General features: G+C 49.9%; 11 protein-coding genes. All 11 read left to right on the top strand.

Features of this window, described 5'->3' with window-relative positions; all coding sequences use genetic code 11:
* Nucleotides 1–77: 77 nt before the first annotated feature.
* Nucleotides 78–1,238 carry an N-acetyl-alpha-D-glucosaminyl L-malate synthase BshA gene (gene bshA / locus BBG47_RS10180; RefSeq protein WP_044355307.1) on the top strand — a complete coding sequence of 387 codons (1,161 nt, stop codon included), beginning with the start codon at nt 78–80 and terminating at the stop codon, nt 1,236–1,238.
* Nucleotides 1,239–1,340: 102 nt separating this feature from the next.
* Nucleotides 1,341–2,678 carry a CCA tRNA nucleotidyltransferase gene (locus BBG47_RS10175; protein WP_254659795.1) on the top strand — a complete coding sequence of 446 codons (1,338 nt, stop codon included), beginning with the start codon at nt 1,341–1,343 and terminating at the stop codon, nt 2,676–2,678.
* A complete protein-coding gene (locus tag BBG47_RS10170) occupies nt 2,675–3,643 on the top strand; it encodes a biotin--[acetyl-CoA-carboxylase] ligase (RefSeq protein WP_065291651.1) in 969 nt (322 codons plus the stop codon). The genes BBG47_RS10175 and BBG47_RS10170 overlap by 4 nt, the downstream gene beginning before the upstream one ends.
* A gap of 335 nt (nt 3,644–3,978) precedes the next feature.
* Nucleotides 3,979–4,848 carry a 3-methyl-2-oxobutanoate hydroxymethyltransferase gene (gene panB / locus BBG47_RS10165; protein ID WP_021254654.1) on the top strand — a complete coding sequence of 290 codons (870 nt, stop codon included), beginning with the start codon at nt 3,979–3,981 and terminating at the stop codon, nt 4,846–4,848.
* Nucleotides 4,845–5,735: a pantoate--beta-alanine ligase gene (panC, locus tag BBG47_RS10160; RefSeq protein ID WP_065291650.1), complete on the top strand. Its 891-nt coding sequence runs from the start codon at nt 4,845–4,847 to the stop codon at nt 5,733–5,735. The genes panB and panC overlap by 4 nt, the downstream gene beginning before the upstream one ends.
* A gap of 10 nt (nt 5,736–5,745) precedes the next feature.
* Entirely contained in the window at nt 5,746–6,132 is a 387-nt protein-coding gene (gene panD, locus BBG47_RS10155; RefSeq protein WP_065291649.1) for an aspartate 1-decarboxylase, read from the top strand.
* Between the two features lie 204 nt (nt 6,133–6,336).
* On the top strand, nt 6,337–6,993 hold the full coding sequence (locus BBG47_RS10150) for a tetratricopeptide repeat protein (RefSeq protein WP_065291648.1): 657 nt from the start codon (nt 6,337–6,339) through the stop codon (nt 6,991–6,993).
* A 145-nt stretch (nt 6,994–7,138) separates the two neighbouring features.
* A complete protein-coding gene (gene dinG / locus BBG47_RS10145; protein ID WP_065291647.1) occupies nt 7,139–10,009 on the top strand; it encodes an ATP-dependent DNA helicase DinG in 2,871 nt (956 codons plus the stop codon).
* A gap of 16 nt (nt 10,010–10,025) precedes the next feature.
* Nucleotides 10,026–10,673, top strand: a complete 648-nt coding sequence (locus tag BBG47_RS10140) for a redox-sensing transcriptional repressor Rex (protein WP_021254649.1) — start codon at nt 10,026–10,028, stop codon at nt 10,671–10,673.
* Entirely contained in the window at nt 10,670–11,980 is a 1,311-nt protein-coding gene (locus BBG47_RS10135; protein WP_065291646.1) for an amidohydrolase, read from the top strand. The genes BBG47_RS10140 and BBG47_RS10135 overlap by 4 nt, the downstream gene beginning before the upstream one ends.
* A 15-nt stretch (nt 11,981–11,995) precedes the next feature.
* Entirely contained in the window at nt 11,996–12,514 is a 519-nt protein-coding gene (locus tag BBG47_RS10130) for a hypothetical protein (protein WP_021254647.1), read from the top strand.
* Nucleotides 12,515–12,547 lie beyond the last annotated feature (33 nt).

The following is a 12,547-nucleotide window of genomic DNA, read 5'->3' as shown; positions in this document are numbered from 1 at the left end:
TCGTGATCAAAAGCGGACTTTTTGAACAACATTTATAGTGATCCGTGTGAGGGAATGGCGAAAAGGGGGGGACAGCTATGAACGAAGGTCTTAAAATCGGCATTACGTGTTATCCGTCGCTCGGTGGCTCTGGTGTTGTGGCGACGGAGCTTGGCAAGCTATTGGCTGAGCGGGGACATCAGGTTCATTTTATTACACATAATATTCCGTTTCGCTTAGGTGCAAGCTTTCAGAAGAATATTCATTATCACGAGGTCGATGTTAACGATTATTATGTCTTTCGTTATCCTCCTTACGATTTATCTCTGGCAAGCAAGATGGCACAAGTGGCAAATATGCAGCAGCTTGACTTGCTGCATGTTCATTACGCGGTTCCGCATGCGGTATGCGCTTATTTGGCGAAGCAAATGGCCCACCCAGGGCTGAAGGTAGTCACTACCCTGCATGGAACCGATATAACGGTATTGGCTCAAGACGAATCGCTCAAGGATATGATTCGCTTCGCCATTAATGAGAGTGATGCGGTTACGGCTGTATCGAATGATTTAATTAAAGAAACAAGAGAATTGCTTGATATTACACGTCCGATTGATCTTACGTACAATTTTGTTGATAAGCGTGTGTACTATCCAAGGGAAGTTGCTCAATTCCGTGCCGACTTCGCCTATCCGAATGAGAAAATATTGATGCATATCTCGAACTTCCGCCCTGTTAAGCGGGTGAGTGATGTGGTGGATATTTTCAATCAGGTTCAGGAGCAAGTTCCGTCACGCCTCGTCTTCGTCGGAGAAGGGCCAGACATGCCGAAGGTTCAGTGCCGCATCCGAGAGTTAGGACTGGAAGATCGCGTACATTTCCTCGGCAAGCAGGATGAAATCGCACAGGTGATTTCGCTGGCAGATGTGCTGCTGCTCCCATCCGAGAAGGAGAGCTTCGGGTTAGTGGCCCTGGAAGCAATGGCTTGCGGTGTCCCTACGATCGGTTCCGAAGCGGGGGGCATACCAGAGCTGGTGAGCCATGGAGAGACGGGTTTTTTAGCGCCAACAGGAGATACAGCGGCGATGGCCAATTATGCGATTCGACTGCTGTCTGATTCGCAATTGTCGCAGAAGATGCATGAGGCATGTCTGCATCGGGCACGACATGTATTCTGCAACGATCTCATTACGTGGCAATATGAACAAATTTATTATCGTGTGCTTGGGAAGGAAGCATTGGATCCGAAGCCGGTGTGCTGAGGGTGATCTGCTGTATACCGTACCCATTACCACCACACGTCGAATGCGCGCAATGGCCATCTCCGTTGCGCGCTCTTGTATGTATTGATGGGAGGAGACCTGATGATGGGCGATGAATATGGAAGCAGGGGCGGCTTGACCGATAACTCGCTGTTCCAGGAAGCGGAACAAGTGATGAACTGTCTCCTGGAAGCGGGGTTCAGTGCTTATATGGTTGGGGGCTGTGTCCGCGATCCGCTGATCGGGCGGCCGATCTATGATGTGGATATCGCGACATCCGCCCACCCAGAACAGGTAGTGGCTTTGTTCCCAAAGGTGATTCCAACAGGGCTGCAGCATGGGACGGTAACTGTTGTGATGCCGCAGAATACCTATGAGGTGACCACCTTTCGCAAGGAAGCAGCGTATGAGGGGCACCGTCGGCCAGAGGAAGTCGAATTTATTGATGATCTAGATGAGGATCTAAGAAGACGGGACTTCACGATTAATGCGATGGCTAAGGATGTGAACGGGTGCATTCATGATCCATTTGGTGGACAAGCCGATCTGAGACGGCTCATCATCCGTTGTGTCGGCACAGCCGAGGAGCGTTTCCGCGAGGATGCGCTGCGAATGATGCGGGGCGTGCGCTTTGCGTCTTTGCTTGGCGGCGTGTTCGCCAAGTCGACTTGGAAGGCGCTGCGGGTCAATAGGGAGACGCTCGCATTCGTTGCGATGGAACGCGTGCGGGACGAGCTGTGGAAGCTTACAGCAGGACCGAATCCGGCGCGCGGATGGGGGCTGCTCGTGCGCAGCGGTCTCCTGGGTCATACGAAGGAGCCGCTGGGAGCACTTGCGTCGACCGATGCTGCCGTGTGGCAGCCGCTGCTGTGCGCGCTCGGCCAGGTGGATACGGCCGAGAAGCGCATGGCGCTGCTGCTGCTTGGGCATGAGGTCGACGAAGCGGAGGCGCAGCGCATTGTGCAGGCGCTGCGCTGCTCGGGCGCGCAGCAGGACGCCATGCTGGCCGTCCTGCGCGCGGACGCCCGGCTCGCGGCTGGCGGCACTGCCGCCTTGGCCGCGGCCGGGGAAGATAGCGGCGCCTTGGACGCGTGGCGCCGCTCCTTCGCGGAGACCCTGTTCGCTGTCGGCGAACAAGGTCTCCGCGATGCACTCGCGTGCCGCCGCGCCCTACTGGGCGTTGGGGCGGCGCGCGAGTATGCGGCTGCAATGCAGCCGTTCCTCCAGCACGGCGAGGCTTGGCTGGAGGGCATTCCCGTCCGGGGCTTGCGAGATATTGCCCTGACGGGCTCGGATGTATTGCAAGCCACAGAACGGATGGCAGGGCCATGGCTACGCCAATGCTTGGAGCAGGTATGGCTCTCCGTAGCATTAGGGGAACTTGCTAATGAGCGCGAGGCTCTGCTTGACTACGTAAGGAAAGCGTGGAATGAACAATGAGTGACCAATTACTAGCATGGTTCAAAGAGCATCCAGGAGAGTTTATATCCGGTGAAGAGATTAGCCGGAGACTTGATATATCACGGACCGCCGTGTGGAAGCAAATCAACCGTCTTCGTTCGAAGGGCTACGAATTCGAAGCTGTGCCGAAACTGGGCTATCGACTCGTTCAAATGCCAACGCGGCTTGACGAAATGTCACTGCTGACGAAGCTGAAGACGAACAAGCTAGGGCATCAGCTTCGCATCATTGCCCGTACGGAGTCGACGCAGAACGAAGCGGCTGCGTGGGCACGGCAAGGAGCGGAAGACGGTGCGGTCATTATCGCAGAGGAGCAGACAGTAGGTCGAGGTCGTCATGGGAAAAACTGGCACTCACCCGCAGGCAAGGGAATATGGATGAGCCTGATTCTCCGCCCGCAAATTCCGCTTCAATTCACGCCGCATCTGACGCTGCTAGCTGCAGTTGCGTTATGCCGCGCCATGAAGCGTGTAACAGAAGTAGACTTAGGCATCAAATGGCCCAATGATATCCTGCATGAAAATAAAAAAGTATGCGGCATTCTAACGGAATCCTCTGCTGAAGATGAACGGCTCGTTCATGTCATCGCCGGAATTGGGATAAGCGTGAACTTGGATGAACATGACTACCCAGAAGAATTAAAGGCTATTGCGACCTCTCTCAAAATTGCAGCAGGTAAGGAAATTGATCGTGCTTCACTGCTTGCAGAGTGCTTATTTGAATTAGAGCAGCTATACAAGCTGTATGTTGAGCAAGGATTTGCACCGATCCGTACGCTATGGGAAGCGCAAAGCGTAACCATTGGACGCAGTCTGTCGGTGACGACCCCGAACGGAATTGTATCTGGGGTTGCACAGGGACTTGATGACTCCGGAGCGCTTATCGTGCTGGGCGAGGATGGTTGTTACCGGAAAATTTTTTCCGGGGATGTACACTTTACGTGATGTAAGTAGGAATAAACTCTGGTATAATAAGTGTCGGCTTGGCGGTATCCTCGCGGAACCGCACCGGCCACACACAGCAAGGAAGATTGAAGAGAAGTGCATATTCCTTGACGAACGTGTAGCACGTTTCTGCTCTGAGCCGAAGGGACCGAGACAGGAGGACGTCCGCTTGCGACCTCTTTTTTTCTTATGGACCCTTTTAGTGGAAATGCTAAAAGGTTTTTTGTTTTGCACACACTAAGAAAAATGCGCACAGCAACAGCTATCAGGTAAGAGAGACGATGGAAGATTGTGTTGAAATGCGCCAAAGAGACGTTGAAGGAGATGAAGAAAGAATGAACAAACCGAAGCAGCCGCTAAGTATTGTTAAAATGAAAACGATGAAGAAACAAAACGAACCCATTGCCATGGTGACAGCCTATGATTATCCTACTGCTCGATTGGCAGAGGAAGCGGGCGTCGATATTATCCTCGTCGGTGATTCCTTGGGCAATGTCGTGCTAGGCTATGATTCTACATTGCCAGTTACGATCGATGATATGGTATACCACTCCCGCGCAGTGCGCCGGGGAGCGCCGAACACGTTTATTGTGACTGATATGCCATTCATGACTTATCACAGCACAGTGGCTGAGACGCTGAATGGGGTTCGCCGCATTATGCAAGAAGGACACGCAACAGCTGTGAAAATGGAAGGCGGAGCGGAGATTGCACCTATGGTCAAGGCTTGTGTGCAGGCAGGTGTGCCGGTACTCGGACATATCGGCTTGACACCGCAATCGGTACATCAAATTGGAGGATATCGAATCCAAGGCAAGACGATGGAAGATGCACAGCGATTGCTTGAAGATGCCCTAGCACTGCAGGAGGCGGGAGCCTTCGGTGTTGTACTAGAACTTGTGACGGATGAGGTGGCTGCTTATATCTCAGAACGGCTAGAGATTCCGACAATCGGAATCGGAGCCGGTGTCAAATGTGATGGGCAGGTGCTCGTATTCCATGATATCGTGCGATATGATGCAGACTATCGTCCTAAGCGGTTCGTAAAAACATATGCGGATGTAGGAACGACCATTCGTGAAGCGTTTGCTTCTTATGTAGAAGAAGTGAAGCAGCGCACATTCCCAGCCCAGGAGCATGTATTCGCTGCAGATGAGGAATTAGCAGGACAATTATACGGAAGTGGGAAGGTGCAGACACCATGATCACAGTACATTCCATACAAGAGCTGAGAGACGCGCTGCGTCGCATGAAGCTTGAACATAGACGACCGGACGGAGACCCAACCATTGGCTTCGTTCCGACGATGGGGTATTTACATGATGGGCATGCGAGCTTGTTAAGCAAGGCTCGCAGTCAATGCGATATTGTAGTCCTAAGTATATTCGTCAATCCGATTCAGTTCGGGCCGAACGAAGATTATGAGAAGTACCCTCGTGACGAAGAGCGGGATCTGGCGGTAGCGAAGAAGCATGGTGCCGATATCGTATTCATGCCAACACCAGACATGATGTATCCTTCACCTACCAAAACCAAAGTGCATGTGGATGACATTACAAGTCCGCTGTGCGGTGCTACGCGACCGGTTCACTTTGACGGTGTGACAACCGTTGTTACGAAGCTGTTCCACCTCGTGCAGCCAGATCAAGCCTTCTTCGGGATGAAGGATGCACAGCAGGTTGCTGTCATTCAGCGCATGGTGGAGGACTTGAATTTCCCAGTTGAGATTGTTCCATGTCCGATTGTACGCGAAGCAGATGGTCTGGCAATGAGCTCGCGCAATGTGTATTTGTCTGAGGAAGAACGGACACAAGCGCTCGTACTATCCCGCTCACTGGGTCAAGTTGACGTCTGGCTTGAAGAGAATCCGCAGCTGACAGCCCCAATGCTTCAGCAGAAGATGAAGGGCATGATAGCACAGCAGCCGCTGGCAGACATCGACTATGTAGAAGTATTGAGCTTCCCAGATTTGGAGCCACTGGCGCCTGAGATGTCGCTAGATCAGCGAAGCACCAATATTTTGATTGCACTTGCAGTCAAATTCGGTCGGACAAGATTAATTGATAATCGTATGTTAACTCATGGAGAGTAGGGTGAGCTAGATGATGCGCGAAATGATGAAATCCAAAATTCACCGTGCTACGGTGACAGAAGCAAATCTGAACTATGTTGGCAGTATTACGATCGATGAGCATTTAATGGAGCTGGCTGATATTTGGGCGAATGAAAAAGTTCAGATCGTAAACAATTATAATGGAGCTCGCTTAGAAACTTACGTGATTCCAGGGCCTAAGCATTCAGGGGTGATTTGCTTGAATGGTGCGGCAGCTCGATTGGTACAACCAGGGGACAATGTCATTATTATTTCTTACGCATCCATGACGAATGAAGAGGCGCGTCAATACAAGCCGAATATTGTTTTTGTTGATGATGATAACAAGCCTGTTGAAGTAATGAAACTAACAGAAGAGCATTCAACTATTCGTTAATGCATTTCGATTATGGGCATGATTAATGGCCGAATTGCTTGCTTGCGCTACCATGCAGGACGTATTGCTGCTCTGCTTCGCTGACAACGGAAGCCAGCGCACGGGAATCGTTGGAGCACCGAATGAAACTTAGCTGTGAGGCACACAATGAACGTGAGCCGATAAGACAACGATACGCAACACTTGTGAAGGTGGGATGGAATCGTGCTGCAACATGTATTCGAGACCATAAATGAACTGTTGGATGAAGTGATTGCTCAATACCCGCATGCGAAGGGAAAGCAAAAACAGGAACTCGATCATCAAGTGTCGCTGCTTCGCTCCATGAGTGACCATATTGTGGAGGAATGGCTGCGCTTCGAAGAGCGTCTGTCATTGTTAAGGCCCAAAGCAGGCAAGGGAAGCTCAGTCCCCGTACAGCCATGCCCAGTGAAGGAGAGCAAAATAGCTATTCCGGACTATGGGGATCCCTATCAGCGGGGTCAGGGGTATTATTTGCTCATGATGTATAAGGAAGCAGTTATGTTTTTGGAACAGGCGGCTAAGATTCAGCCAGAGAATATCGAGGTGCGCGCGTATTTGGCGATGTCGCACTTGCATTTAGGGAATTGTCAGGAAGCAGGACATCATTTTCAACTTATCATACCTTTGACTGACAAAAACAGCATGAAGGCCATTGCCTGCAATGCGCTTGGCTGCATTCATGCGAAGCAGCATCAGTTTGCACAGGCAGAAGCATGCTTCCTGAAGGCGCATGAATGGGATCCGGCTCTGCCGGAACCGATTATGAATTTGAAGGTATGCCAGTCCAAAAGCGGTCATTTTGAACTCGGCGGCGAGCACATGATGCATATCCAATAACATGCATGTAATATCAATGATTCATGACATCGGAGGGGAACGACTGTGTGGAAAAAATACGCACAGATGTTTCCCTCTAGTCATTTCCAAACGCCTGAACATCTGTTATGCTAAGAACAGAAATTGTGAGAGGAAAGCTATTGAGATGAGATTTGCTGTTTTGGATTTTGAGACGACCGGCAGTCAGCCGAACGATGAAATAATTCAAATTGGTTTGGTTATTCTTGGCCATGATTTGAAGATAGAACGCGAATATCATACGCTTGTGCGGCCAACTGTTCCCATACCGGAATTTATATCGCAGCTTACTGGCATTACCGAGGAAGATGTGAAGGATGCTCCGGATATTGATGATGCCATGACGGGGCTTGTTCCTTTGCTAGGGGATGTCGTACTGGTCGGCCATAATGTGGCCTTCGATTATCAATTCCTATGCAGGGCGCTGGAACAGACGGGATATTTGCCGTTCACAGGTCGTATATTAGATACAATTGAGCTGCTTCGCATCCTCTTTCCATCGCTGCCTTCCTTCCAGCTTGGTTCTGTGTCACATGAGATGGGGATTGTTCATGATCGCCCGCACCAAGCAGACAGTGATGCGCGGGCGACAGCAGATATATTTATTCGCTGCTTAGAAGCGATTGACCAGCTTCCGTTATTGACGCTACAGCGCGTCGTTGATGTGTTTGGCGATCAAGAGGAGCGGGATTTGAAATGGCTGCTTGCAGAGAAGCTTCAGGAGCGTGAGGTGTCTGATTGGACAGAAGAAGAAGGGTATTATCCGTTCCGCCAATTGACGTTGAAGCAAGCGGATTGGACAGAGACGGAGGCGCCGCGTGATTCTTCAGCAGAGAACCCGCTTAAGGGAGTAACCTTCGCTCAGTTCCTGGATCAGGTCAAGACGAATCTGGCAAGCCGCTTGGATAATTATGAGCCGCGCGAATCGCAGGAGCAGATGTTCAATGAAGTGATGGAGTGCTTCGAACAAGAGCATCACCTGCTAATCGAAGCGGGTACTGGTACCGGCAAGTCGCTTGGGTACTTGCTGCCATCCATATATCAGAGTGTTTCTCAAGAGAGCAAAGTGATTGTTAGCACACACACAATCAATCTGCAAGAACAGCTGAGACAGCGTGATTTGCCGCTCTTGGAGAAGATTGTGCCGGTTCCATTTAAGGCATCCGTATTAAAAGGCCGCAGTCACTATTTGTGTTTGAGAAAATTTGAACATAAAATAAGTAATAGAGAGTATGTACATGCACGCGATGATAGTTTGACAGCTGCCCAAATGCTGGTGTGGCTCAGTCAGACGGAGCATGGAGATGATGAAGAACTGCATTTCGTTCATAAGGGTGCAGACTTCTGGGATACCGTTGCCAGTGATAGTGATTCCTGTCTGAATCGCGCATGTCCTTGGTTCCGTCGGTGCTTCTACCACCGGGCGAAGAATGATGCGAATTTATCGGACATAATTATAACGAATCACTCCCTATTGTTTACGGACGTGATTGCGGAGCATCGTTTGCTCCCCGCATACGAGCAGCTTGTCGTAGACGAAGCACATCACTTCGAAGAAACGGCAGGCAAACATTTAGGCATTCACTTGCAATATTTTTCACTCATTCATCCGCTGACCCAATTGTTCAAAGACAGCAAGAATGGTGCGCTTGTATTGCTGCAGCAGCGTCTTCGCTTGTCAGGCAATGAAAAAGCGCTCGTATGGGCTGAAGGGATTGAGAAGCTGTTAACACAGCTTGTCGATGTTAAGGATCAATGGGATCGGCTGCATGAGCTGCTCTATCAAATGCTTCCTTCCATGAATGAAGCGGGGCAGGCGGAAGGCGGGCAAGCTGTTCTCCGGCTGCCATCTGGCAATCGTCCTGATGGATGGAGCTCCGTATCGGAGCTCGAAGGCGATATTCACACGCGTTTAAGTGATATTGTTCGTTCGGGGGAGAAGCTCGTCAATGAATGGAAGGATTATGATGATGATGAAGTGCAGGGCGTCACGGCTGATGTGACAGGTTTATTCAAGGACATAGGGCAGCTTCGCGATGAATTCCGTGAATTTATGCAAGGCAAGGATGCGGATACCGTGTACTGGATGGAAGGCAATCTCCAATACAAGCATAAATCAATGCAAATGTATGCGGTCCCTGTCGATGTAAGCGAAGCGTTGAAGCGATACTTCTTCGAGCCGAAGAAGAGCGTAATCTTAACTTCGGCTACATTGTCCGTTGATAAATCATTCCAATTCGTAGCTGAACAGCTTGGCTTGAAGGATGCGGAACGGGATGGTCGTCTAAATACGGTCATACTTCCGTCGCCGTTCAACTACCGGGAACAAGCACTTGTTGTCATCCCGCGTGACTTCCCTAGTGTGAAGGGAGCATCAGATGCCAAGTTTAACTCGACGCTGATGCAGTCCTTGGCTGATGTAGCCAAGGTAACAGAAGGACGTATGCTTGTCTTATTCACGTCATACCGCATGCTGCGGGATGTGTATGAACCGCTGAAGGAGGCGCTTAGCCTGCATGGCATTCAAGTGCTGGGACAAGGGATTGACAGCGGCAACCGAAGCAAGCTGACACGCCGATTCCGAGATCAGCCGAATTCAGTCCTGCTAGGAACGAGCAGCTTCTGGGAAGGCGTTGATATTCCAGGAGATGCGTTGACATGTCTTGCGATTGTACGGCTGCCATTCCAGCCACCGAATCATCCACTCGTGGAAGCGAAGTGCGATCGGCTGAAGCGGATGAATCAGAATCCATTCCGCAAATATTCCGTCCCACAGGCTGTAATTCGCTTCAAGCAAGGATTCGGCCGCCTTGTGCGTACGACGCAGGATAAGGGAATTGTCATCATTTATGACACTCGTGTAATAGAGACAAGCTACGGCAAACATTTTCTTTACTCGCTGCCTGGCCCAAAAATGGAGCATATGGCAACAGAACAACTTGTACCACGTATTGATACGTGGCTAGACCATAATCAAAGAGGCATTGGAGAGCGATGAGAGGGGCTTGTTCAGAATGAAAGCACTAAAGATATCAGAAGCTGTCGTTCGGCGATTACCCGTGTATTTACGTCATCTATTGGAATTGAAGCAGCGAGAAGTGCTCACAGTTTCTTCTCAAGATTTGGGACAGAAGCTGAACTTGAATCCTGCGCAAATTCGGAAGGATCTAGCGTATTTCGGCGACTTCGGCCGCAAGGGCATTGGGTATGATGTATCGTATTTGATTCAACAAATCAGACATATTTTGAAACTGGATCAAGTTATCCATGTTGGATTGGTCGGTGCAGGTAAATTAGGTCACGCACTCTGTAACTACACCGTATACTTGAAAGATAATATGAAGATCGTTGCAGTGTTCGATGCACAGGAATCCAAAATCAATACCGAGATAAATAACCTGAAAGTTCAGCCGATGTCTGACCTAATTACGACGGTACGCGAGAAGCAAATCCGTATCGGGATTATCACGGTTCCTGCTACAGAAGCTCAGTATGTAGCTGATCAATTTGTAGAGGCGGGAGTAGAAGCGATCTTGAACTTTGCGCCTGTCATTTTGAGGGTTCCTTCGAATATCCGTGTGCATACTGCCGATTTTACAACGGATTTGTTCAGTTTGGCCTATTATTTATCTGATAATGGAAAGGAAGTACCCGCCGAATGACACACCGAATCATTATTAAAAACGGCATGTTCGCCGATTTGTCTCCAACTGCGAAGCAGTCCTCATTCCATGGGTTCATGGTTGTTGAGAATGATCGCATCGTTCATATTGGATCGGAGCTGCCAGAGCAATATGCAGCAGCTGATGCTGAAATCATCGATGGCAAAGGTCTATTCTTCATTCCAGGCCTTATTAATACACACGGGCATGCTGCAATGTCTCTGCTTCGTGGGTATGGGGATGACTTGGCGCTTCAGACATGGCTGCAGGAGAAAATGTGGCCAATGGAAGGCAAGTTCACGGCCAATGATGTCTATTGGGGAACTGCTCTGTCTGTGATCGAAATGCTGAAGGGCGGTACAACAACCTTCGTAGATATGTATGACTACATGGACGAAGTAGCGAAGGTATGTGAGCAATCCGGTATCCGTGCATCGCTTATGCGCGGTGCGATTGGCTTATGCCCAGAGGATGTACAGCGCGAGAAGCTGAACGAGGCGATTCAATTCGCGAAGGATTGGAATGGGAAGGCAGATGGCCGCATTCGTACGATTATGGCGCCGCATGCTCCATATACTTGTCCTCCAGCCTTTATTGAGAGCTTCGTACAGGCTGCTCATGATCTGGATTTGCCATTGCACACGCATATGTCAGAGACAAAGGCAGAAGTTGAACAGAATGTGAAGGATTATGGACTGCGTCCGGTTGCGCATTTGGAGAAGCTCGGATTCTTCTCCCGTCCTTCCTTCGTTGCGCATGCTGTCCATTTGACGGACGAAGAGATTGAGACGCTTGCGAAGTATCAAGTTGCGGTGTCCCACAATCCAGGAAGCAACCTTAAGCTTGCGAGCGGTGTCGCTCGTGTTCCTGAGATGCTGCGTGCGGGTGTTGTTGTATCCTTGGGAACGGACGGTGCAGCAAGCAACAACAATCTGGATATGTTCGAAGAAATTCGCCTTACGGCCTTGATTCATAAAGGGGTGTCCGGCGATCCAACTGCGGTTCCTGCTGCAGAGGCGCTGCGCATGGGTACGATCTATGGCGCGCAGACCATTCGTCTTGACGATATTGGAGCGCTTGAAGTAGGCATGAAGGCTGACTTCGTTGCGGTAGATATTGATCAGCCTCATTTCCTGCCACATACCGACTTGGTATCCCACATGGTATATTCAGCGTCTGCGAAAGATGTCAAGCATGTATGGGTTGACGGCAAGCAGGTTGTGAAGAATGGGGAATGTTTGACGATGGATGAAGAACGAATCCTTCGCGAGGCGCAGCAATGCTTTGATGGCTTGCTGGCAAGATAGGCAGGAGGAGAATTCATGCAGAGAAGACGCGTACGCCGGAGGTCGCATTGGAAGTGGTTGATTCCGGTACTCGTTCTCTTATTTCTAGTCGGATTGTTCTTCGCCACTTATCAGTATGTGCAATACATCAATAAGGACGAACGGGTCAAGGAAGCGGAAATAATAAAGCGGGCGAATGAAGCAGTGAAGCTCGTAAATGTGACAGAAGTGGAGAAGGGTGTATGGGATCAAGTCGTATACATGGTGCGGGGAACTGACGAACATGGTAAGGAGCAGACCGTGTGGGTACTCCCTGATAAGGTAACTCCTATGGCGGAATCAACCTCTAAAGAGACGATTCAAGCCCAGATAGAAGCCCAATATCCGGATGCGGATGTAATCCGCATTACGCCAGCATTTAAGGATGATCAATATGTATGGCAGGCATTGGTCAAACGCAAGGATGAACAAGGGGTTGTTCATTACTTCTATCATTTCTATTCATTTGCGAATGGTTCCTCAATAGGGGATGTCTATACGCTGCCTAATAAATAACGTATTCAATGTTAGCCAATAACGAGTAATAGG

This window comes from Paenibacillus sp. KS1 (assembly GCF_001680695.1).
GTDB classification, from domain to species: domain Bacteria; phylum Bacillota; class Bacilli; order Paenibacillales; family Paenibacillaceae; genus Paenibacillus_B; species Paenibacillus_B suaedae.
The sequence above is the reverse complement of the archived record's forward strand: the minus strand, read 5'-3'. Positions and strand labels throughout refer to the sequence as shown.